We start from the raw sequence: 21,507 nt of genomic DNA on the forward strand, positions 1-21,507 counted from the left end.
AGCTGGCCGAGGACCTCCAGGACTCGATCGCACCCGGCCATTCCGGAATCGTGGCTCTCGTCTCCGACCCCAGGGCGGTGAAGATCCGCGAGGCGCTCGCCCTGGCCGATGCGGTCGTGGAGCGGACGGTCGACAAGGTGGCGGCCGAGGACATCAAGGCTGCAGCCAAGGAGGCCGAGGCTGAGGAGAAGGCCGCCGAGAAGTAGCCCGTGGCATGTGGGGCCGGGGCCTTCGGCGTGTCGGACGACCACAACTGCTGGTACGACGAGGCTCCCCGCGGCGTGCGAGCGGTGCGCCGGGACTTGTGGTCGTCCGACGCACCGCCGTCAGGGAACGGCGCCACCACTCAGGTCTCTCATCGGACCGAGCGAGCGACGGGCCCGGTCAGGTCTCCATGGCTTCGGGGAGGCTGACGGCGTCGTCGTCGCCGAGGAGGGTCGTGTAGCTGAGACCGGCGATGAGGCCGCCGACGGCGGGCGCGAGGATGAACAGCCACAGCTGAGCGATCGCGTCACTGCCGGCGAACAGACCGACGCCGATCGACCGCGCCGGGTTCACCGACGTGTTCGTCACCGGGATGCTGATCAGGTGGATCAGGGTCAGACTGAGGCCGATGGCCAGGGGCGCGAGCCCCTTGGGAGCGCGGCTGTCGGTGGCACCGAGGATCACCCACAGGAAGACCGCGGTCAGCAGCACCTCGATGACCAGGCACGCGAGCAGGTTGTAGCCCATGGGTGAGCGATCCCCGTAGCCGTTCGAGGCGAAGCCGCTCTCCTGCGCGGAGAACCCGTCCAGCCCGTTGGCCACGACGAGCAGGACGGCGCCGGCCGCGATCCCGGCGACCACCTGGGTGGCGATGTAGAAGGGCGTCTCCCTCCACGGGATCCGACCGCCCGCCGCCGCGCCGAGGGTGACAGCGGGGTTGAAGTGGCCGCCCGAGATGTGGCCGACGGCGTACGCCATCGTGAGGACGGTCAGGCCGAAGGCGAGGGCGACTCCGAGCCACCCGACGCCGACGTCCGTGTTGGTGGTGGCCAGGACGGCCGTCCCGCACCCGCCGAACACGAGGACGAAGGTGCCGAGGAACTCGGCCGCGAGGCGCTTGCCCATGCTCGGTGCGACTGCCATGACATCTCCTCCACTACGTGGCCCCCGGTGCAAGCTCGCACGAGGGCACTCGCACGCTAGGCCTGCCCACGCCCGGACGGGTCACCTGAGAAGGGTGACTCGTGCCTCAGGCGGTGGGCCGTCTCCGGATGCCGAACGCCGTGAACAACAGCGCCACCACTGCGGTCACGCACAGGAGGATCAGTCCGACCGTGTAGCTGTGGTCGGCCTCGTTGTACGTCGCACCCATCACGAGCGGCGGGAAGAACCCGCCGAGACCACCGGCGGCCCCGACCAGGCCGGACACGCTGCCGACACGTTCGCGAGGTGCCAACGCGGCGACCCAGGCGAACACGCCGCCCGTGCCGAGCCCGAGAAACGCGGCGAGCACCACGAACGCCAGCCCGGCAGGCACCTCGGGCGCAGGCTGGAGCGCGACCACGATCGCCATGACGGCTGCACCGGCGAAGGAGGTGATGGCGACGGCGCGGGGACCGACCTTGTCGGCCAGGACGCCACCGACGGGCCGGGCGATGACCGCGGCGATGGCGAACCCGGCGGTGCGCGTGCCGGCCTGGGTGAGGTCGAACGAGTAGACGTCCTTGAGGTAGGTGGGCAGGTAGGTCGAGAAGGCGACGAACCCGCCGAAGGCCACGGCGTACAGGAAGGACATCTGCCAGGTCACCGGCAGCTTCGCCGCGGCGACGAGCTTGGGGACGACCGGGTCGGTGTTGGGCGCCCACTGCGGCGAGTCGCGCATCGCCGACCAGACGATGAGGGCGACGACCACCAGGGCGACCGCGATGATCGCGTGGGTCACGTTGTAGCCGAACCAGTTCACGAACCGGGGCGTGAAGAACGACGACAGCGCCGTGCCACCCATGCCGGCGCCGAAGACGCCGGTGGCGAAGCCGCGCCGGTCGGCACCGAACCACGCGTTGACGAAGGGGATGCCGACCGCGAACGTCGTGCCGCCGATGCCGAGGAAGAAGCCGAAGAGCAGCAGCAGCCCGTAGGACCCCTGGTCGCCCGCGAACGCCACCAGCAGCACGAACGGCGACGTCGCCACGAGCAGCACGGTGAACATCAGCCTGCCGCCGAACCGGTCGGTCAGCGCACCCGCGAGGATCCGGCCGAGGGAGCCCACCAGCACCGGCGTGGCGACGAGCAGCGACTTCTGGCCCGAGGTCAGCCCCAGCTCCTCGGTGTAGCGCACACCGAGCGGCGCGATCATGTTCCACGCCCAGAAGCTGATCGTGAAGGCGAGCGTGGCCAGCGCGAGGTTCTTCGCCTGTCCCTGCTTGATGTCCTGCAGGACGGCAGCGGAGTCCGTCATCGTGTGCTCCTGTCACGGTCGGGCGTGCCGACCGGGCTCCAGCCGGCGCGGGGCCGACCGGTCGGCGCCGGCGTACGGGCGTCGCGGCTGCGGTAGACGATGTAGGGCCGGAACAGGTAGTGGACCGGCGCGGTGAAGGCGTGCACGAGCCGCGTGAAGGGCCACGCCGCGAACAGCAGCATCGCGACCAGGACGTGGGCGTGGAACTGGATCGGCGCCGCCGCCATGGCGTCGACGTCCGGCTGCAGCAGCCAGATGGAGCGGAACCACGGGGAGACGGTCTCGCGGTAGTTGTGGGCCTCGTGCCCGGCGCCGACGGCGACCAGGGTGGTCCACAGGCCGAGCATGATGGCGCCCACGAGCAGGACGTACATGACCTTGTCGTTGACCGTGGTGGCCATGAAGACCGGACCGGTGAGGCGACGTCGGACGACCAGGATGAGGATGCCGGCCAGGGTGCAGAAGCCGGCGATCCCGCCGAAGAGGAGGGCGTTGAAGTGGTAGATGCCCTCGGTCACTCCGACGGCCTCGGTCCAGGACTCGGGGATGACGAGACCCCCGACGTGCCCGATGAAGACGACGAGGATGCCGAAGTGGAACAGCGGCGACCCGATCCTCAGCAGTCGCGACTCGTAGAGCTGGGAGGAGCGGGTGGTCCAGCCGAACTTGTCGTAGCGGTAGCGCCAGATGGTGCCGAGCACCAGCGTGGCGATGACGAGGTAGGGCAGCACGCCCCACAGCAGGACGTCCATCAACGCCCTCCGATCTGCGAGAGCGGCAGCAGCCGCGGGTCGTCGTGTCCGAGGTAGGGCTCGAGGCCGACCGTCTCCATCGGAGGCGGACCGACCATCGCCTGGACGGCGGCACGGTCGGCGGGTGACTCCCCCGGCAGGGTCGCGCACACGGCAGCCACCACGGCGGCGTACGTGGTGGCCTGCCCGCCCCGCTCCTCCTCGAGACCGATGCGGAGCAGCTCGAGGCTGGGGCGGTACTCCCGGAGCAGCCTCTCCCCCGCCTCCGGATCGGCCACCGCCGCGAACTCCAGCACCATCGGCAGGAAGTCGGGCAGCTCGCCTGCCGTGTCGACGAGGAACCCACTGGCTCGGTAGACCGCCTTGAAGGTGCCCAGCACCTCGCCGCGGCGACGGGTGTCACCGTCGGTCCAGTAGGACAGGTAGAGCGCATGGCGGCGCGAGATGTCGAAGACGTCGACGTAGCGCCGCTGCAGCTCGCCGAGAGGGATCGTCTCGAGCTCGTCGAGCAGCGCGTCGAGGTGCGTCACGTCGTGCTCGGCCAGGGCCGTCCGGAGCACGGGGACCCGCTCGACGAGGACCTCGTCGGGGTAGGACAGGCACCACGACGCGGCCTGCCGTACGACGCGCCGCCGCTGCTGTGCTGTCCGCTCGGACCTGCCACGTCGGAGCATCATCGCGGCTCGTCCTCGCGCTGGTCGGCGCGCTTGGGTGGGAACAGGCCCGGTGGGGCGCCGTTGCCGTCCCAGTTGAGCAGGTTGACCCGGCCGCGCAGCTCCTCGTCACCGGCCGGTGCGTCGGTGGTCTGGCGCTGCTTGAGGGCGTGGAAGTTCTCGACCGCCACCGGCACCGGTCGACCGCTGGCCTCGCCGAACGGACCGGAGTCGTACATGCCGGGTCCCTCGTCGAAGTCCAGGGAGCAGCCCAGCTCCTCGAGGTCGTGGGCCTGCTCGACGTGGGCCTTCGGGATGACGTAGCGCTCGTCGTACTTGGCGATGGCCATGAGGCGGTACATCTCGTAGAGCGACTCCTCGCTCATCCCCACCGCGGCGGGGATGGAGGCGTCGGGCTCGCGGCCGAGGTTGAGGCCGCGCATGTAGGCGCGCATGGCGGCGAGCTTGCGCAGCACGCCGTCGATGACCTCGGTGTCCCCGGCGGTGAAGAGCTCGGCGAGGTACTCGACCGGGATCCGCAGCGCCTCGATGGCACCGAAGAGGACGTCGCTGTCCTCGGCGTCGTGGCCCTGCTCGGTGAGCAGGTCGACGACCGGCGACAGCGGCGGGACGTACCAGACCATCGGCATCGTGCGGTACTCCGGGTGCAGCGGCAGCGCGACGCGGTACTTCTTCGCCAGTGCGTAGACCGGGGATCGCCGTGCGGCGTCCAGCCAGTCCTCCGGGATGCCCTGCTCCCGCGCGGCCGCGATGACCACGGGGTCCTCCGGGTCGAGGATGAGGTCCATCTGGGCCTCGTAGAGGTCCCGGTCGTCGGGCACCGACGCCGCCGCCGTGACCTGGTCGGCGTCGTACAGGAACAGCCCGAGGTAGCGCAGCCGGCCCACGCACGTCTCCGAGCACACGGTCGGGATGCCGACCTCGATGCGGGGGTAGCAGAACGTGCACTTCTCGGCCTTGCCGGACTTGTGGTTGAAGTAGATCTTCTTGTACGGGCAGCCGGTGATGCACTGGCGCCAGCCGCGGCAGCGGTCCTGGTCGACCAGCACGATGCCGTCCTCTGAGCGCTTGTAGATCGCGCCCGACGGGCAGGACGCCATGCAGGCCGGGTTGAGGCAGTGCTCGCAGATCCGGGGCAGGTAGAACATGAACGTCTGCTCGAACTCGAACTTGATCTTGTCCTCGGACTCGCGCCGGATCCGTTGGACGATCGGGTCGAGGTGCCCCATCTCGGAGGCGCCCGCGAGGTTGTCGTCCCAGTTGGCCGACCACGTGACCTTCGTGTCCTCGCCGGTGATGAGCGACTTCGGGCGGGCCACCGGGAAGTCGTCGCCCAGGGGCGCCTCGACGAGGGTCTTGTAGTCGTAGGTCCACGGCTCGTAGTAGTCGCCGAGCTCGGGCTGGACCGGGCTGGCGAAGATCGACAGCAGGCGCTTGAGGCGTCCGCCGGTCCTGAGCTGCAGGCGACCCCGCTTGTCGAGCTCCCAGCCGCCCTTCCACTTCTCCTGGTCCTCGTGGCGGCGCGGGTAGCCCTGCCCGGGTCGGGTCTCGACGTTGTTGAACCAGATGTACTCGGTCCCGGCCCGGTTGGTCCACGCCTGCTTGCAGGTGACCGAGCAGGTCTGGCAGCCGATGCACTTGTCGAGGTTCATCACCATGCCCATCTGGGCCATGACTCGCATGGTCACTTCTCCTTGGTCAGGCTCGTCGCGAGCGGCGTCTGGGTGGATGAGCTGCAAGGCGGAGGAGGTGGCCATGACGGAGTCATTGCCGACGACGACAACGCAGCAGATCGCCGCCCAGGCGTCGCGCAGCAGAGCGCTGACCGAGGAGAGGTGGCCATCAGTACGTCACCTCCTGTGACCGCTTGCGGATCGTGGAGACCATGTCGCGCTGGTTGCCGGTGGGGCCGAGGTAGTTGAACGTGTAGGACAGCTGTGCGTAGCCGCCGATGAGGTGCGTGGGCTTGACCAGCAGCCGGGTCACCGAGTTGTGGATGCCGCCACGCCGTCCGGTGGCCTCCGACTTCGGCACATCGATGGTGCGCTCCTGCGCGTGGTGGACGTAGACCACGCCCTGCGGCATCCGGTGGCTGACGATCGCCCGGGCGACGAGGACGCCGTTGGCGTTGGTGGCCTCGACCCAGTCGTTGTCGTGCACGTCGATCGCGCCGGCGTCCTGGGGGCTCATCCAGACGGTGGGCCCGCCGCGGCTCAGCGACAGCATGAACAGGTTGTCCTGGTACTCGGAGTGGATGGACCACTTCGAGTGCGGCGTCAGGTAGCGCACCGTGATCTGCAACGCCCCGTCCGGGCCGAGCGCCGGCTCGCCGAAGAGCCGCTGCATGTCCAGCGGGGGCCGGTAGGTCGGGAGGGCCTCGCCGAGGTCGGTCATCCAGTCGTGGTCGAGGTAGAAGTGCATGCGGCCGGTCAGCGTGTGGAACGGCTTGAGGCGCTCGATGTTGACGGTGAACGGGGCGTAGCGACGTCCGCCGGTCTCCGAGCCGGACCACTCCGGCGAGGTGATCACCGGCACCGGCGCCGCCTGGGTGTCGGCGAAGCTGATCCGCTTCTCCTCCGACCCCTCGGCCAGGTCGTGCAGCTTCTTCCCGACCCGCTTCTCGAGCGTCTTGAATCCCTGCACGGCGAGCGCGCCGTTGGTCGTGCCGGAGAGGCGCAGGATGGCCTCGGCCATCTTCTTGTCGGTGTCGATGGCCGGGCGACCGGCGCCGGCTCCGTGGGACATGACGCCGTTGCTGTGGCCCAGCGCCTCCACCTGCTCGCCGACGTCGAAGGTGACGTTCTTGACGGTGAAGCCCAGGGAGTCGGCGAGCGGCCCGATGCTGGCGAGCTTGTCGGCGATCGCGGTGTAGTCGCGCTCGACCACTTGGTACACCGGGCGGGTGTGGTCGGGGTCGAGCGGTGTCTCACCCGGGGTGTCGTGCTGCAGCGGGACGCTCACCAGGTCCTTGCGCGTGCCGAGGTGGTCCTCGGCCAGCTCGGAGAGCCGCCGGGCGAGGGCGTGGAAGGCCTCGAAGTCGGTGCGCGCCTCCCACGGCGGGTCGATCGCCGGACTGAACGCGTGCACGAACGGGTGCATGTCGGTCGAGGACAGGTCGTGCTTCTCGTACCAGGTCGCCGCGGGCAGCACGACGTCGGAGAGCAGCGTCGTCGACGTCATCCGGAAGTCGGCGCTCACCAGGAGGTCGAGCTTCCCCTCGGGCGGGTCCTCGTGCCAGGCGACCCTGGAGGGGCGCGGGGTCTCGGGGTTCTCCCCGCCCTCGCCGTCGGTGCCCAGGAGGTTGGAGTGGGTGCCGAGGAGGTTCTTCAGGAAGTACTCGTTGCCCTTGGCGCTCGAGCCGAACAGGTTGGAGCGCCACAGCACGAGCGTGCGCGGCCACGACTCCGGTGCGTCGACGTCCGCGATGGCCGGCTTGAGGTCGCCGCGGTCCAGCGCGTCGGCGACGTACGCCGCCGGGGTGGCGGCCTCACCGGCCTCGACCGCCGCGGTCGCGGCGTCGGCCACGTCCATCGGGTTCTGGTCGAACTGCGGGTAGAACGGCATCCACCCCCGCGCGGCCGACTCAGCGATCGTGTCGGCGGTGTGCATGCCGCTCAGGTGGCCCTTGGCCAGCGGCGAGCCCAGCGAGTCGGCGGAGTAGCCGTCGGTGCGCCACTGGCCGGTGTGCATGTACCAGAACGACGTACCGGTCATGGTCCGCGGTGGGCGGCTCCAGTCCAGGCCGTTGGCCAGCGAGATCCACCCAGTGATCGGGCGGCACTTCTCCTGCCCGACGTAGTGGGCCCAGCCACCGCCGTTGCGGCCCATCGAGCCGGTGAGGATGAGCAGCGACAGGATCGCCCGGTAGGTCGCATCGCCGTGGAACCACTGGCAGATGCCGGCGCCCATGATGATCATGGACCGGCCGCCCGACTCCTCGGCGTTGCGGGCGAACTCGCGTGCGATGCGGATGCACTGCTCGGCCGGAACCTTCGTCCGCTCGGCCTGCCAGGCCGGTGTGTACGGCGTCTCCGCGTCGTCGTAGCCGGTCGGCCACTCCCCCGGCAGCCCATCACGGGCGACGCCGTACTGGGCCAGCATCAGGTCGAAGACCGTGGTCACCAGGTGGTCGCCCACGCGGCGGGCCGGCACGCCTCGGCGCAGCACCGACCCGGACCCGTCGGCGTCGACGAAGGCCGGCAGGAGCACCTCGACCGCCTCGCTGCCCTCGCCGGCCAGTGTGAGCACCGGCGAGACGCCCTCGAGGTCGAGGTTCCACTTCCCGACACCGGACGCGGCGTAGCGGAAGCCCATCGACCCGTTGGGCACCACCGGCTCCCCGGTCGTGCCGTCGAGGAGCACGGTCTTCCACCGGTCCTCGTCGGCCGTGCGGCCGAGGTCCTGGGCGGTGAGGAACTTGCCGGGCACCAGGCCAGGCCCGGACTCGGCACCGTCGTGCTCGTCGAGGCGGACCAGGAAGGGCAGGTCGGTGTACTGATGCACGTAGTCGACGAAGAACGGCGTGCGGCGCTCGACGAAGAACTCCTTGAGCAGCACGTGACCCATGGCCATCGCCAGGGCCGCGTCGGTGCCGGCCTGGGCGGGCATCCACTCGTCGGCGAACTTGGTGTTGTCGGCGTAGTCGGGGCTGACGGTGACGACCTTGGTGCCGCGGTAGCGGACCTCGGCCATCCAGTGCGCGTCCGGCGTGCGGGTGACGGGGACGTTGGAACCCCACATCATCAGGTAGGTCGCATCCCACCAGTCACCGGACTCCGGGACGTCGGTCTGGTCGCCGAAGACCTGGGGGCTCGCGACCGGCAGGTCGGCGTACCAGTCGTAGAACGACGTCATCACGCCGCCGATGAGCTGCACGAAACGGGTGCCGACGCAGTGCGACACCATCGACATGGCCGGGATCGGCGAGAAGCCGGTGCACCGGTCCGGGCCGTGGTGCTTGATCGTGTGGACGTGCGCGGCCGCGACCATGTCGATCGCGTCGGTCCAGCTGACCCGCACCAGGCCGCCCTTGCCCCGGGCGCGTTGGTAGCGGCGGCGCTTGTCCGGGTCGCCGACGATCTCGCCCCACGCCAGCACGGGGTCACCGAGGCGTTCGCGTGCCTCGCGGAACATCTCGACCAGCACGCCGCGCGCGTACGGGTAGCGCACCCGTGTCGGCGAGTAGGTGTACCAGGAGAAGGCAGCGCCCCGCGGACATCCGCGGGGCTCGTACTCCGGTCGGTCGGGGCCGACCGAGGGGTAGTCCGTCTGCTGGCTCTCCCAGGTGATGATCCCGTCCTTGACGTAGACCTTCCACGAGCACGAGCCGGTGCAGTTCACCCCGTGGGTCGAGCGCACCACCTTGTCGTGGCTCCACCTGTCCCGGTAGAAGACGTCACCCGCACGGCCACCCTCCCGAAACACCGCGCGTCCGTCGTCGGACTCCTCCCAGCGCGTGAAGAACCGCCCTGCACGCAGCAGCGCGTCGCTCCCGGGACCATCCACGTGGTGCCGCCCGGTCGGAGCGTGCACCCCGGGGTCGCCGGCCGAGGGATCACCTCGTCGAGGTGCCACGGGTCGCAACCGTCAGCAGCACCACGGAGTCGGCCTCGGCGTGCAGGTCGTGCCTGCGGGGCGGGACCAGGAGGTAGTCCCCCGCGTACGCCGTCCACGCATCGTCTCCGGCCTGCAGGCGCACCTGCCCGGCGAGGACCTGCAGGGTGGCCTCGCCCGGCGACTCGTGCTCGCCCAAGGAGGCGTTCCGGGTGAGCGCGATGACGGTCTGCCGCAGGTCGTGTGCCTGTCCGCCGTAGATCGTGCGCGCCGCTCGATGGCTGGTGGCCGAACCTGCCTCGGTCAACAGCTCGTCGACCAGGGCGGTGAGGGACTGCGTCGGCTGCAAGGTGTGCACGGATGGGTCCTTTCAGTGGCAGGCACGAGGTCGTGCCCACATGCTGGTGTGGGTCCGGGACCCCCTGGGAGTGCCGAAGGTCCCGTGCGGCCCGGGCTGGAGGTCCCATCGGCGTACGACGTGAGGAGTACGCACGTCAGGAGTCGTGACCGGGCGGTCGGTAGAGCTGTTCCACCGCAGCCCCGATGTCCTGGTCGAGCTGCTCGACCGGCTCCACGTACAACCGGGCCGAGGCGATCTGCTCGTCGCGGATCGTGGCGATGATGACCCCCCGCATGGCGAAGACCGCGCCATCGCGGTGGTGGCCGTGCCAGGAGAACTCGCCCCACTCGACGTCCCGATCACGGCAGGTCGCCAGGAGCTCACCCCGGAAGTCCGGGACCCCTGCGAAGACCGAGGACCAGTTCTCGTGGACCTGGGCTCGCCCCGTGAACTGGCGACCGGGGTGCGCCGGCTGCTCGCTCCGGTAGTCGGGCGCGAAGCACGACGCGAACAGCTCGACGTCGTGGGCGTTCTGGGCATCGGTGAGGCGCTCGAGCAGCGTGCGCATGACGTCGAGCCTAGGAGCCGGGTGCGACGCCGCGCCTCCCCCGGCAAGGGCGAGGTCCTCGGCCGTTCCACGCCTGGTTCCCTCGCGCGCACACCCGAGCAAGACTCGTCGGGAAGGAGGAACGATGCATCCCGAGTCCATCCCACTCCAGGCCTTCGAGGCCATGGTCGTCGACGCCCTGGACTCGTTGCCCGACTGGGTGATCCCGATCGTGGCCGAGATCGCCGTCCTCGTCGAGGACGACCAGCCTCCCGACGAACAGCGACCGGGCGTCCTGTGCCTCGGGCTCTACCGAGGGATTCCCCGGACCAGTCACTACGGGCGTGCGCCCGGCACGCTTCCCGACACCATCACGCTCTACCGCAACCCGATCCTCGCGGTGTGCGAGCACCCCGAGGACGTGGCGCCACGGGTGCGCAAGGTGCTGGTGCACGAGGTGGGGCACGCCATGGGCATCGAGGAGGACGAGCTCCGGGCGCTGGGCTGGCACTGAGGCGCGGCCGAAGAGTCACCCTTCCCGGGTGAGGCACGCGACCGCCGGGTCGCCGACGTTGGATGTCTCGACGAGTCCCACGTGCGTGCCGTCGTCGCCCGGTCAGGTGTGCCCGGGCCCACGGGCCCTCGCGGCTCGGCCGCTGGCGGGCAGCTGCCCCTACCGAAGGAGCACCACATGGCGGACAGGCCGAACATCCTGATCATCTGGGGCGACGACATCGGGGTGAGCAACCTGAGCTGCTACAGCGACGGGGTGATGGGCTACCGGACCCCTCACATCGACCGCATCGCCGACGAGGGGGTGCGCTTCACCGACTACTACGGCGAGCAGAGCTGCACGGCGGGTCGCGCGGCGTTCATCACCGGTCAGAACCCGTACCGCACGGGCCTGACCAAGGTCGGGATGCCTGGCATGGACGTCGGGCTGAGGGCCGAGGACCCCACGATCGCGACCGCCCTCAAGGCGCTCGGCTACGCCACGGGGCAGTTCGGCAAGAACCACTTCGGCGACCGCGACGAGTTCCTCCCCACCATGCACGGCTTCGACGAGTTCTTCGGCAACCTCTACCACCTCAACGCCGAGGAGGAGCCCGAGCTCGACGACTACCCGCCCGAGGAGGACTTCCCCGACTTCCGCAAGAACTTCGGCCCACGGGGCGTCATCCACTCGTGGGCGAACGGCGACGGCACGCAGCGCATCGAGGACACCGGCCCGCTCACGAAGGAGCGGATGAAGACCATCGATGACGAGGTCGTCCCCGAGGCGCTGCGGTTCATGACCGACGCCCGGGCCGACGACACGCCGTTCTTCGTCTGGCTCAACACCACGCACATGCACTTCCGCACCCACGTCAAGGACGGCAGCCGCGGCCGGGCCGGACGGTGGCAGTCGGCGTACCACGACACGATGTGCGACCACGACGACCTGGTCGGCGACGTCCTGGCCTTCCTCGACGACAACGGGCTGGCCGAGGACACGATCGTCATGTACTCGACCGACAACGGTCCCCACATGAACTCGTGGCCCGATGCCGGCATGACGCCGTTCCGGAGCGAGAAGAACTCGAACTGGGAGGGCGCGTACCGGGTGCCCGCCGTGGTGCGGTGGCCCGGACGGATCCCGGCAGGCACGGTGCTGAACGGGATCGTCAGTCACAACGACTGGTTCGTCACCCTCCTCGCTGCGGCCGGGGACACCGACGTCGCGGACCGGCTGAAGCAGGGCACCGACCTGGGCGGGACGACGTACAAGGTGCACCTCGACGGGCACGACCAGCTGGACTACATCACCGGCGCGGCGGAGGACAGCCCGCGCAAGCACTTCTTCTACGTCTCCGACGACGGCGACCTCACCGCGCTGAGGTACGACAACTGGAAGCTGGTCTTCCTCGAGCAACGCGCGCCCGGGACGCTGCGGGTGTGGGCCGAACCGTTCACCGAGCTGCGGGTGCCGAAGATGTTCAACCTCCGCACCGACCCCTACGAGCGCGCCGACATCACGTCCAACACCTACTACGACTGGTGCCTGGACCACGCCTGGTTGCCGATCCCGGCACAGGTGTACGTCTCCCGGATGATCGCGTCCCTGGCCGAGTTCCCGGCCCGGCAGGAACCACCCAGCTTCAGCATCGACCGGGTGCTCGAGAAGCTCAAGGCCGGCGTTGGCAGCACCTGAGATGGCCGTCGACCTTCCGGGCGGAGTCTTCGCGATGGGGTCCGACGACCACTACCCCGAGGAGGCGCCGACCCACCGCGTGCGCGTCGCCGCGTTCTCGATCGACCCGACCACGGTGACGAACGCCGAGTTCGCGGCGTTCGTGGCCGAGACCGGCTACGTGACCGTGGCCGAGCGCGCCCCCGACCCGGCCGACTTCCCGGACGCGCCGGCCGCGAGCCTGCAACCGGGCTCGATGGTCTTCGTCCCCACCCGCGGGCCGGTGGACCTGCGCCACCTCAGCCAGTGGTGGCGCTGGAAGCCCGGTGCCAGCTGGAGGCACCCGCGAGGACCGACGAGCTCCGTCGACCGGCTGCTCGACCATCCCGTGGTGCACGTCGCCCACGAGGACGCCCTCGCCTACGCGTCCTGGGTGGGGGCGTCGCTGCCGACCGAGGCCGAGTGGGAGTACGCCGCCCGCGGCGGCCTCGACGGGACGGCGTACACCTGGGGTGAGGACGCCCGGCCCGAAGGAAAGGTGATGGCCAACACCTGGGACGGTCCCGACTTCCCCTGGCGCAGCTCCGGCGAGAGCGGGTTCCTGCGCACCGCGCCGGTCGGCAGCTTCCCGGCCAACGGCTACGGGCTCTTCGACATGGCCGGCAACGTCTGGGAGTGGACGGACGACTGGTGGACGAGCCGACACCCCGACGACGCAGGCTCTCCGTGCTGCGCGCCGGACAACCCGCGTGGCGGTGACCTCCAGGCGAGCTACGACCCGGCGCAGCCGCAGTTCCGCGTCGGGCGGAAGGTCATCAAGGGCGGCTCCCACCTGTGCGCCGACACCTACTGCCTGCGCTACCGGCCCGCCGCGCGGCGACCGCAGCCGATCGACACGGGCATGAGCCACGTGGGCTTCCGCTGCGTGCGACGCCCCGGCCCCGCATCCGGGGAGGCCGACCATGCCTGACGACCTGCTCCCCTCCTGGCGCCCCGGGCCCACCCGTGAGGCGCTCGTGTCGTTCCTCGACGACGTGCTCGACGTGCCGACGGAGGAGCGGGTCGCGTGCCTCGACAACGACGGCACCCTCTGGTGCGAGCGCCCGAGCTACGTGCAGCTCGACTTCTTCGTCGACACGCTGAGGTCCAGGGCGTCCGAGCCCGACTTCACGCACACCCCTGAGTTCGACGCGCTCCTCGGCCACGACACGGCCGCGATGGGCGAGCTCGGCCTGGAACGCATCGCCCTGGCCCTGACCAGCCTGTGCGAGGGCATCTCGCCCGAGGAGTTCACCAGCCGGGTCCGTACGTTCATGTCGGTCGCCCAGCACCCGACACTCGGTCGTCCGCTGCTCCGCTGCGTGTACCAGCCGATGCTGGAGCTGATCGACGAGCTCCGGCGCCGGGACGTCACGGTCACCCTCGTCACCGGCGGCGGGACCGAGTTCGTCCGTGCCGTCAGCCAGCAGCTGTACGGCGTGCCTCCCGAGGCCGTCGTCGGCACGCTCATCGGCTACCACCTCAGCCGCGGCGACGACGGGGCACCCCGCCTGCTCCGGACCGGTCGTCCGGCAGGCGGGGCCAACGAGGGCGCCGCCAAGGTGAGCAACATCCAGAGCCAGCTGGGCCGACGCCCGCTCCTCGTCGCGGGGAACTCCGGGGGCGACCGGGAGATGCTGGAGTGGGCGGCGTCGGGCCCGGGCCCCGCCCTCGCCCTGCTGGTCGACCACGACGACGCGGAGCGCGAGTTCGCCTACGTGAGCCGTGCCGAGACGTTCGCCGAGCCGGAGCCGATCACGGAGGTCGGAGCCCGGCTGGGGTGGACGGTGGTCAGCATGGCGGCCGACTGGGCGACCGTCTTCCCGTCCGTGAGTCCCGAGCCCTAGGCGGTCGACATCGATGCGACGGGTGGGGAGATGACGCGACAACCGACGGCCACGGCCGAGTTGGGACGGCTCACGACGATCAACCTCGTCGCGGCCGTGGCGTTCATCCTCGGCGGCAGCCTCTTCGCCCTGGGCGCGGTCTTCGCGCAGCTCGGGGAGGTCGCCCTGCTGACGGTCAACGTCACCTACCTGGTGGGGGGCTTCTTCTTCAGCCTCGGCGGCTACGCGTCGGTCCTCCTCGCGATCAACAGCGGGACCGGCGACGTCGGGACCGCGCGAGCGCACGTGCTGTGGTGGCGCTACCAGCCAGAACGGCGCGACTGGCTGAGCGCCACCGTGCTGTTCGTCGGGACGTTGCTGTTCGCGGTGAGCCTCGTCGCGGCGTTCGCGGAGGGGCTCACCCCCCGCCAGTCCAACGGCTGGATCTGGTTTCCGGACATCCTCGGCTGCATCTGCTTCCTCGTGTCCGGCCACCTCGCGATGCTCGAGGTGGGCGGGGGTCGCGTCGGCGTGCACGTCCATGCGCTCACGTGGTGGGTGGTGGCGGTCAACCAGCTCGGTTCGATCCTGTTCTTCCTCGCCGGGCTCGCGGCATTCGTACGACCGGCGACCTCCGCCGCGGTCGACGCCGGACTGGTCAACTGGGGCACCTTCTCCGGGGCCGTGTGCTTCGCGGCCGGTGGCTTCCTGCAAGTTCTCGACAAGCCAACCTCGACAAGAACGGTGGTGCGGAAAACGCCATGACAAACCTGAGCCAGTCAGCAGCCGAAGCGCTGTACGGCAACCGGTTCCTGACGGAGAAGGCGCCCTCGACGTCGTTCCCGCAGACCGGGATGCGCCCGACCGACGCCATGCGACTCCTCGACGAGGACCTGAACCTCGAAGGCGATCCTCAGCGCAACCTCGCGACCTTCGTCACGACCTGGATGGAGCCCGAGGCGCAGCGGATCATCGCCGAGAACCTGCACCGCAACTTCATCGACCACGCCGAGTACCCGATCTCCGCGGAGATCGAGCAACGCTGCATCCGGATGCTGGCGGACCTCTTCAACGCCCCCGGCCCCACGACGGGCTGTCGCACCCAGGGGTCGTCCGAGGCGATCATGCTCGGCGCGCTCTCCCTGAAGTGGAAGTGGAAGGAACGCCGTCAGGCCGCGAACCTGCCGACGGACCGACCGAACCTCGTGTTCGGAGGCGACGTCCACGTGGTGTGGGAGAAGTTCTGCCGCTACTTCGACGTCGAGCCGCGCATCGTCCCGCTCGAGGAGAGCAAGTACACGATCGGCCCCGAGGACGTGGAGCCGCACATCGACGAGAACACCATCGGCGTCGCGGCCGTCCTGGGCACCACCTTCACCGGCCACATGGACGACATCGTCGGCATCAACGACCTGCTGCTCGACATCCGGAACCGGCGCGACCTGGACGTCCCGCTCCACGTGGACGGCGCCAGCGGCGGGTTCGTGTGGCCGTTCCTCTACCCCGACTCGCGCTGGGACTTCCGCCTCGAGCAGGTGCGCTCCATCAACGTGTCCGGTCACAAGTACGGGCTCGTGTATCCCGGCATCGGCTGGCTGGTCTTCCGCGAGGAGTCCGACCTCGCCAAGGACCTGGTCTTCTACGAGAACTACCTCGGCAAGCTCGACGCCACGTTCACCCTGAACTTCTCGACGGGTGCCTCGATGGTGCTGGCGCAGTACTACAACTTCGTCCGTCTGGGCCGCGACGGCTACACCTACGTGATGAAGCAGATGCAGCAGAACGCCCAGGCGCTGGCGTCCAACCTGCGTGACAGCGGCCGTTTCGAGGTGATCGGCGCCGGCGAGGAGCAGCTGCCGCTGGTGGCCTTCCGGCTCTCGGGCGAGCACGCGTCGTACGACGAGTCCGACATCGCGTGGCAGCTGTCCGCGGAGCGGGGCTGGATGGTGCCGGCGTACACGCTCCCCCCGAACGCCGAGCGGGTGAAGATCATGCGGGCGCTGGTGAAGGAGACCATGAGTCGCGAGCAGGTCGAACGGCTGACCCGTGACATCGCGGACGCGTGCGCGACCCTCGAGAAGAAGGGTGGAGCCCACCCGACCGAACGCCAGCAGACCAAGCAAGGGTCGGGCTACTGACGGCGGGACGTGCCGGCGCCGGGTTGGCTAGACAGCGTGTCCGTCCACCAGCGCACCGCGTAGCGTCGATCCCTGCAGCGGGGGTTGCACACCCGGGGAACTGCCCGCGGGACCAGTCCAGCCGGCCCCGCGGGCAGCCTGTGGGGCCGGGGGTACCCCAACACCGAGCGGTCCTACGGATGCTTTACCCAGTCGGCGCTGGGGCATCCGCTGGTCTGGACCGGTGAGCCCGAGCAGTCGGCCGACAGGTCACGCGTCGTGCTTGCGGCCCAGCAACGGACCGACCAACCGGGGGCCGGAGAGCCGCGTCTCCAACCAGCGGGCCTCGCGCCGCAGCGGCTGCGCGAGGTACTGACCGAGGATGACGCCGGCGGCCAACGCGATGGCCGTCCCTGCGGCGGCGATCAGCTTCGGGAACCCGTCCTCACCGTCCGTCAGCAACGCCAGCCCACGATAGATGGCGAGCCCGGGCAGCAGTGGCACGATCGCCGGCACCACGATGACCAGTGGCGGGACCCGGAACCGCCCCGACACCGCGGACGCCATCCCGATCACGACGGCAGCGACAGCCGAGGCGAAGGTCGCGCCCAGCTCGGTCTGATCGACGATCAGCCACGCTGCCTGCCCCAGGCCCGCCAGCATCGCGACGACGAGGAGGGCACGCAGAGGGGCGTAGGAGGCGTACGCGTACGCCGCGGCCGCCAGTGCGGCGCCGAGGACGATCAGGCCGGCTCGCTGGGCGCCTACGGCCCCCGGGTTGAGCGTCCCGACGTCGACCCCCAGCAGGACACCGATGCTGAGCCCAGCGGTGACGCCACCGATGATCCCGGTGGTCGCGAGAAGTGCGTCCAGCAGTCGCGCGCTCGCGGTGACCGGAAAGCCAGTGATCGCATCCTGCGTCGCACCCATCACGCCGATCCCAGCCAGGAGCATCACGATGCCGGCGGTGACGACCCGCGACGGGTTGGCCTCGATCCCGACACCTGCGGCGGCGACCGCGATCAGCGTGGCCACCGCTCCCCCGGCGATCTGCTGGTAGAAGTCAGGGAAGCGACGTTGGGCCATGAGCCGCTGGATCCGATCGATGGCGCACGCCGCCAGGAACGCCAGGGCCAGCACCACCGGGCGCCCGCCCAGCGTGATCGCGATCCCGGCGCCCATCACGCCCCAACCCAGGGTGATCGCCCATCGCCGCCGTCGCCGCCCACTGGAGGTGGCTGCGGCCACGCGATCCCGGGCTTCCTCTCGCGTGATGTCCTTGTCGATGAGGTCGCGGACGATCAGGTTCACCTCCGTCAGGACGGCGTAGTCGACCTCGCGTCGCGTCACCCGCCGGATCTGGATCATTTCGGGAGCGTCATTGCTCGGCTGGTGGCGCAGGCTCAGGTCGGTGTAGGTGACGTCGCTCGTGACCCCCCGGATCCCGGACGCACGCGTCACCGCGAGCATCGTCGCGGTCACGTCAGCAGCGCCCGCTCCCGATGACAGCAGGATCTCACCGACCCGCAGGGCGAGGTCGCACGCCAGGTAGGTCTCGTTCCGCTCCACCACCGTCCGCTCCCTACCCAGCCTCGGCGTGGCGGTCCGGGACGTGTGTCCTCACGCCCTGTCCCGTGGGCCGGACAGCGGACGGTGGACAGTGCGGAAAGGGCCCGCGAACCACTACGCTCCCTCCATGTTGATCCTCGCCATCATCCTGTTCGGCATGATCGCCGGCGCCCTGGCACAGATGGCGCTCGGCCAGTCGATGCGCGACGTGAACTGGACGATCGCCATCCTGACCGGCCTGATCGGCTCCTTCGTGGGCGGCTTGCTGGTCAGCCTGCTCGCCGGTGACGGTCTCGAGCTCCGCCCCAGCGGCCTGATCGGCTCCTTCGTCGGGGCCCTGCTTCTCACCCTGGCCTGGGGCTGGTACGACAAGCGCCGCAGTTCCGTCTGACCGCGCACCACGCGGGGCGCGCAGTCCCCCGCCGCCGCTAATCGGCCGGCCCCAACGGCTCGAGACCGACCGCCGTGCGCAGGAGCTCCGGTCCGTCGGCGGGGAGGTCCGCGCGCAGCAGCGTGACGTCCCCGCTGACGATCCGCTGCCTCACGGCCGGGACGACGACCGAGAGGTCCGCGGCCCCGGACAGCACCAGCAGCGCCGACGTGCGCGGGACGAGTCGTTCGGTGACTGCTGCGAGCAGCGCCGGGTCCAGGCCGGTCCCGGCGAGCCGGTCGGCGACGTCCGGAGGCAGCGGGTCACCACTGTGGGTGTCCCCGATCGCGGTGCGCAGCAGCGCGACGAGGACCGACGGCTCGCGGGCGGTGACCTCCGGTGGGGGCCACAACCGTGTGACGCGGGGGCGGTGCGCGCCGGGCGCCCAGGAGACGGTGATGGCGTCGATCACCTCGAGGGCTCGGGCCTGCTCCAGGCGCCGGAGCCGCACCGACCCGGCCGTGGCGCCGAGCGGTGTGCCGTAGCACCACACCGTCAGGGCCGGCACGATGACCGGACCTGACGGTGTGGCTCAGACATGCAGTGCTCAGGCTTCCGAGAAGACCTCACGGATGGCGCGCTCCTGCTCGTCGCTGAGGTTGGTGAAGATCAGCTCAGGGTTCGAGTCGGCGAACGCCTCGTGCACCCGGTCGACCACGACGTCGGAGGTCATGATGAACAAGGCGGACGTGCCGGGGGTGACCTCCTCTCGGAGGCGGTTGATGAACTTGTCGTCGATACCGACGTCGGACAGCGAACCTGCCAGCGCGCCGGACGCTGCGCCGATCGCCGCCCCTAGCAGGGGGACGAAGAAGATGAGTCCGAACAGCATCCCCCAGAACGCACCGCCGAGCGCTCCGGCACCGGCGAGGTTGTTGAGCTGCTTGGTCTGCGGCTTCTTCTTCCCCTCCTCCCATCGGACGGTCGCGGCGTCGTGGATGGTGAGCAGGCGCTGGGCCGCCATGTCCTTGAGGATGTCCGTCGCCTTGTCGGCGCCGTCGGCGGTGTCGAACTTCCAGACGGTGAGCGTTCCCATGGGTGGTCCCTTCGGTGTGGGCAGAGTACGACGATCGTCATCTGCCGAGCTCCGTGGCGACCTCCCCCAGCAAGGGTGAACCGCTCCACCCCCCGGGATGTCAGGACGTCGCGCTCGGGGCGGTCCCGGCCCCGCCGTCGTACCTGACCACGAGCATCGCGAGGTCGTCGCCCAGCTCTTCGCCGTGGAAGGCGCGGACGGCGTCGAGCACGGCCCCGGCCATCCCGTCGGCCGAGAGGTCGCCATGTGCGCGCAGCAGCTCGCCGACCCGCTCGGAGCCGAACTGGTCCCGGCCGCGACGCGCCTCCACCAGGCCGTCGGTGAAGACGCACAGCACCTCGCCGGGCGCGAGCTCGACCTCGGCGTCGTGCAGCTCGGGGTCGTCGAAGAGACCGAGCGCGGTGCCGAGCGTGCCGACCTCCTCGACCTCGCCGTCCGTCCGCAGGACCAGCGGCCAGTGGTGGCCCGCGAGGGAGAGGGCGATGCGCAGCGGGGCGTCGGGGACGTCGTGGTCGTGCGGTGGCCGCAGGTGCCCGTGCACGAGCGTGCAGTGGCGTTCCGACTCGGTCTGCGCCTGCAGGACGGCGTTGACCTCGCGCAGTGTCGCCGCGGGCGACGAGGACGGGCCTGCCAGGGCGCGCAGCGTGTAGCGGGTCGCCGCGCTGACGGCGGCCGCCTCGGCGCCCTTGCCGCTGACGTCGCCGAGCACGAAGGCCCACGTCTCGTCGTCCAGCGGGAACACGTCGAGGAAGTCGCCGCCGATCTCGCCGCCGTCGCCCGCCGGGACGTAGCGGCTGGCGAGCGAGCACCCCGGGACGGCCGGCAGCCTCGTCGGCACCATGCTGGCCTGCAGGGCGGCGGCGACCCGGGAGCGGTCGTCCAGGACCTGCTGGAGGTGCTGCTGGTCGCGGACCCGGTCGGTCACCTCGCGGAGGACGACGAGCTCCCCGGCCGTGCGGCCCGCGATGTCGGTGAGCGGCTGCTGGCTGACGTCGAAGGTCCTCTGCTGGCCGCCGGCGTCGTCGGCCAGCACGAGCCCGCCCGGGCCCACCTCGACGATCTCCGAGGTGTCCATCAGGTCGCGCACCCGCCTTCCGATGAGCTGCCCACGGGTCCTGCCCGCGAGCGCGACGGCGGCCGGGTTGACGTCGACGACCCGCTCGAAGGCGTCAAGGACGAAGACGGCGTCGGCCATGCTCTCGACCACCGCGCTGCGGGCCAGGGGGGCCAGGTCGACGAGGCGCTCCTCGAACAGCCCCCACACCAGCAGCCCGCCGGTGAGGATGAACGCGAACGGCGTCAGGTCGATGAGCGCGAACCAGCCGACCTCGAGGTTGTGCAGGATGTTGGCAGCCCAGGGCAGCAGCGCCGAGCACAGCAGCACCAGGGCCATCCGACGGTAGGTCCGGGCCAGCCGCACCATGCTGGCGACGAACAGCACCGTCGCGCCGACGAGCAGCAGGTTGTTGTAGGCGAAGATCGCCCAGAACACCGGCCCCGACTGGACGTCCGGGAGGTCCTGCACCCCGGACGTCGCGGAGTAGGAGCGCACCAGGTCGTGCGTGGGCGGCACCGCGAGGACGGCCAGCGCAGCGATCGGCGGTATCGCCAGAAGCGCCACCAGACGACGGGTGACCAGCTGGCCCCGACCGGTGTACTGCAGCACGAAGACCAGCCAGGCGGGCGCGAGCGTGACGATGCCGACGTACTTCAGGTCGCCCCACCTGGCCCGGACCATCGGCGAGCTGGCGGAGAGCTCCACGGCGTACGCGGTCCCCCACCACGCCACGGCGACGAGCAGCACCGCCAGGCTCCAGCCCATGGCCGTGCCTCGGCGCCAGGCGACGTAGCCGGCCAGCGCAGCCAGCACCAGTCCGGCGCCGGCCATCAGGGTCGCGAGCAGCGTCAGCACCCGAAACCTCCCGCGCTCGGGCTCGTCCACGCGCGGTCGCGTGGCCGGACTCCACGCTAACCGGCGGGCTCCGCGGCGTCAGGTGTTCCGGCGCGCTCG

19 protein-coding genes and 1 pseudogene are annotated in these 21,507 nt (G+C 70.3%); 8 read left to right on the forward strand and 12 right to left on the reverse strand.

Annotated elements, in window-relative coordinates; translation table 11 throughout:
- Window positions 1–206 (forward strand): annotated as a pseudogene (locus tag AC1DP1_RS22490) (DUF1269 domain-containing protein); the annotation flags it as partial.
- A 178-nt stretch (window positions 207–384) separates the two neighbouring features.
- Here AC1DP1_RS22490 and aqpZ read toward each other — a convergent pair.
- The 8 genes from aqpZ to AC1DP1_RS22530 form a co-directional block, all read right to left on the reverse strand.
- A complete protein-coding gene (aqpZ, locus tag AC1DP1_RS22495; RefSeq protein ID WP_477508731.1) occupies window positions 385–1,128 on the reverse strand; it encodes an aquaporin Z in 744 nt (247 codons plus the stop codon).
- A 106-nt stretch (window positions 1,129–1,234) separates the two neighbouring features.
- A complete protein-coding gene (locus AC1DP1_RS22500) occupies window positions 1,235–2,443 on the reverse strand; it encodes an MFS transporter (protein ID WP_477508732.1) in 1,209 nt (402 codons plus the stop codon).
- The gene (gene narI / locus AC1DP1_RS22505) at window positions 2,440–3,195 is read right to left on the reverse strand and encodes a respiratory nitrate reductase subunit gamma (RefSeq protein WP_477508733.1); all 756 of its coding nucleotides are present in this window, start codon (window positions 3,193–3,195) and stop codon (window positions 2,440–2,442) included. Before narI ends, AC1DP1_RS22500 begins: the two co-directional genes overlap by 4 nt.
- Complete coding sequence (narJ, locus tag AC1DP1_RS22510) at window positions 3,195–3,872, reverse strand: nitrate reductase molybdenum cofactor assembly chaperone (RefSeq protein ID WP_477508734.1); 678 nt, start codon at window positions 3,870–3,872, stop codon at window positions 3,195–3,197. The genes narI and narJ overlap by 1 nt, the downstream gene beginning before the upstream one ends.
- Entirely contained in the window at window positions 3,869–5,551 is a 1,683-nt protein-coding gene (gene narH / locus AC1DP1_RS22515; RefSeq protein WP_477508735.1) for a nitrate reductase subunit beta, read from the reverse strand. Before narH ends, narJ begins: the two co-directional genes overlap by 4 nt.
- Before the next feature lie 160 nt (window positions 5,552–5,711).
- On the reverse strand, window positions 5,712–9,374 hold the full coding sequence (locus AC1DP1_RS22520) for a nitrate reductase subunit alpha (protein ID WP_477508736.1): 3,663 nt from the start codon (window positions 9,372–9,374) through the stop codon (window positions 5,712–5,714).
- 49 nt (window positions 9,375–9,423) lie between these two features.
- Window positions 9,424–9,780, reverse strand: coding sequence for a cupin domain-containing protein (locus AC1DP1_RS22525; RefSeq protein WP_457191740.1), 357 nt, complete (start codon window positions 9,778–9,780; stop codon window positions 9,424–9,426).
- Window positions 9,781–9,916: 136 nt separating this feature from the next.
- Complete coding sequence (locus tag AC1DP1_RS22530) at window positions 9,917–10,330, reverse strand: nuclear transport factor 2 family protein (RefSeq protein ID WP_477508737.1); 414 nt, start codon at window positions 10,328–10,330, stop codon at window positions 9,917–9,919.
- Between the two features lie 124 nt (window positions 10,331–10,454).
- Here AC1DP1_RS22530 and AC1DP1_RS22535 point away from each other — a divergent pair, with 124 nt between their 5' ends.
- From AC1DP1_RS22535 to gad, 6 genes are all read left to right on the forward strand, one after another.
- Complete coding sequence (locus AC1DP1_RS22535; RefSeq protein WP_477508738.1) at window positions 10,455–10,823, forward strand: metallopeptidase family protein; 369 nt, start codon at window positions 10,455–10,457, stop codon at window positions 10,821–10,823.
- Between the two features lie 177 nt (window positions 10,824–11,000).
- Window positions 11,001–12,500, forward strand: a complete 1,500-nt coding sequence (locus AC1DP1_RS22540) for an arylsulfatase (RefSeq protein WP_477508739.1) — start codon at window positions 11,001–11,003, stop codon at window positions 12,498–12,500.
- 1 nt (window position 12,501) lies between these two features.
- Window positions 12,502–13,449, forward strand: a complete 948-nt coding sequence (locus AC1DP1_RS22545; protein WP_477508740.1) for a formylglycine-generating enzyme family protein — start codon at window positions 12,502–12,504, stop codon at window positions 13,447–13,449.
- Window positions 13,442–14,365 (forward strand): HAD family hydrolase, encoded by a 924-nt coding sequence (locus AC1DP1_RS22550; protein WP_477508741.1) that lies wholly within the window; start codon window positions 13,442–13,444, stop codon window positions 14,363–14,365. The genes AC1DP1_RS22545 and AC1DP1_RS22550 overlap by 8 nt, the downstream gene beginning before the upstream one ends.
- Window positions 14,366–14,395: 30 nt before the next feature.
- Window positions 14,396–15,109, forward strand: coding sequence for a hypothetical protein (locus AC1DP1_RS22555; RefSeq protein ID WP_477508742.1), 714 nt, complete (start codon window positions 14,396–14,398; stop codon window positions 15,107–15,109).
- Window positions 15,106–16,482, forward strand: coding sequence for a glutamate decarboxylase (gene gad / locus AC1DP1_RS22560; protein ID WP_477508743.1), 1,377 nt, complete (start codon window positions 15,106–15,108; stop codon window positions 16,480–16,482). The genes AC1DP1_RS22555 and gad overlap by 4 nt, the downstream gene beginning before the upstream one ends.
- Window positions 16,483–16,731: 249 nt before the next feature.
- On the opposite strand, the gene AC1DP1_RS22565 is transcribed toward gad, so the two are convergent.
- Window positions 16,732–18,033, reverse strand: coding sequence for a threonine/serine exporter family protein (locus tag AC1DP1_RS22565; protein WP_477508744.1), 1,302 nt, complete (start codon window positions 18,031–18,033; stop codon window positions 16,732–16,734).
- Window positions 18,034–18,157: 124 nt separating this feature from the next.
- On the opposite strand from AC1DP1_RS22565, the gene AC1DP1_RS22570 reads away from it, so the two are divergent.
- Complete coding sequence (locus tag AC1DP1_RS22570) at window positions 18,158–18,421, forward strand: GlsB/YeaQ/YmgE family stress response membrane protein (protein ID WP_457191723.1); 264 nt, start codon at window positions 18,158–18,160, stop codon at window positions 18,419–18,421.
- 37 nt (window positions 18,422–18,458) lie between these two features.
- On the opposite strand, the gene AC1DP1_RS22575 is transcribed toward AC1DP1_RS22570, so the two are convergent.
- The 3 genes from AC1DP1_RS22575 to AC1DP1_RS22585 all read right to left on the reverse strand — a co-directional run bounded on the left by AC1DP1_RS22575 (window position 18,459) and on the right by AC1DP1_RS22585 (window position 21,408).
- Window positions 18,459–18,968, reverse strand: a complete 510-nt coding sequence (locus AC1DP1_RS22575) for a hypothetical protein (RefSeq protein ID WP_477508745.1) — start codon at window positions 18,966–18,968, stop codon at window positions 18,459–18,461.
- Between the two features lie 39 nt (window positions 18,969–19,007).
- Window positions 19,008–19,496 (reverse strand): DUF1269 domain-containing protein, encoded by a 489-nt coding sequence (locus tag AC1DP1_RS22580; protein WP_457191719.1) that lies wholly within the window; start codon window positions 19,494–19,496, stop codon window positions 19,008–19,010.
- A gap of 100 nt (window positions 19,497–19,596) precedes the next feature.
- Window positions 19,597–21,408, reverse strand: coding sequence for a histidine kinase N-terminal 7TM domain-containing protein (locus AC1DP1_RS22585; protein WP_477508746.1), 1,812 nt, complete (start codon window positions 21,406–21,408; stop codon window positions 19,597–19,599).
- Window positions 21,409–21,507 lie beyond the last annotated feature (99 nt).

Source organism: Nocardioides sp. P4_G10 (assembly GCF_056401175.1).

Bases quoted from the DNA above. Each gene is read 5' to 3' on its own strand.
- aqpZ (WP_477508731.1), bottom strand. From the start codon at position 1,128: ATGGCAGTCGCACCGAGCATGGGCAAGCGCCTCGCGGCCGAGTTCCTC.
- AC1DP1_RS22500 (WP_477508732.1), bottom strand. From the start codon at position 2,443: ATGACGGACTCCGCTGCCGTCCTGCAGGACATCAAGCAGGGACAGGCG.
- narI (WP_477508733.1), bottom strand. From the start codon at position 3,195: ATGGACGTCCTGCTGTGGGGCGTGCTGCCCTACCTCGTCATCGCCACG.
- narJ (WP_477508734.1), bottom strand. From the start codon at position 3,872: ATGATGCTCCGACGTGGCAGGTCCGAGCGGACAGCACAGCAGCGGCGG.
- narH (WP_477508735.1), bottom strand. From the start codon at position 5,551: ATGCGAGTCATGGCCCAGATGGGCATGGTGATGAACCTCGACAAGTGC.
- AC1DP1_RS22530 (WP_477508737.1), bottom strand. From the start codon at position 10,330: ATGCGCACGCTGCTCGAGCGCCTCACCGATGCCCAGAACGCCCACGAC.
- AC1DP1_RS22535 (WP_477508738.1), top strand. From the start codon at position 10,455: ATGCATCCCGAGTCCATCCCACTCCAGGCCTTCGAGGCCATGGTCGTC.
- AC1DP1_RS22540 (WP_477508739.1), top strand. From the start codon at position 11,001: ATGGCGGACAGGCCGAACATCCTGATCATCTGGGGCGACGACATCGGG.
- AC1DP1_RS22545 (WP_477508740.1), top strand. From the start codon at position 12,502: ATGGCCGTCGACCTTCCGGGCGGAGTCTTCGCGATGGGGTCCGACGAC.
- AC1DP1_RS22550 (WP_477508741.1), top strand. From the start codon at position 13,442: ATGCCTGACGACCTGCTCCCCTCCTGGCGCCCCGGGCCCACCCGTGAG.
- AC1DP1_RS22555 (WP_477508742.1), top strand. From the start codon at position 14,396: ATGACGCGACAACCGACGGCCACGGCCGAGTTGGGACGGCTCACGACG.
- gad (WP_477508743.1), top strand. From the start codon at position 15,106: ATGACAAACCTGAGCCAGTCAGCAGCCGAAGCGCTGTACGGCAACCGG.
- AC1DP1_RS22570 (WP_457191723.1), top strand. From the start codon at position 18,158: ATGTTGATCCTCGCCATCATCCTGTTCGGCATGATCGCCGGCGCCCTG.
- AC1DP1_RS22580 (WP_457191719.1), bottom strand. From the start codon at position 19,496: ATGGGAACGCTCACCGTCTGGAAGTTCGACACCGCCGACGGCGCCGAC.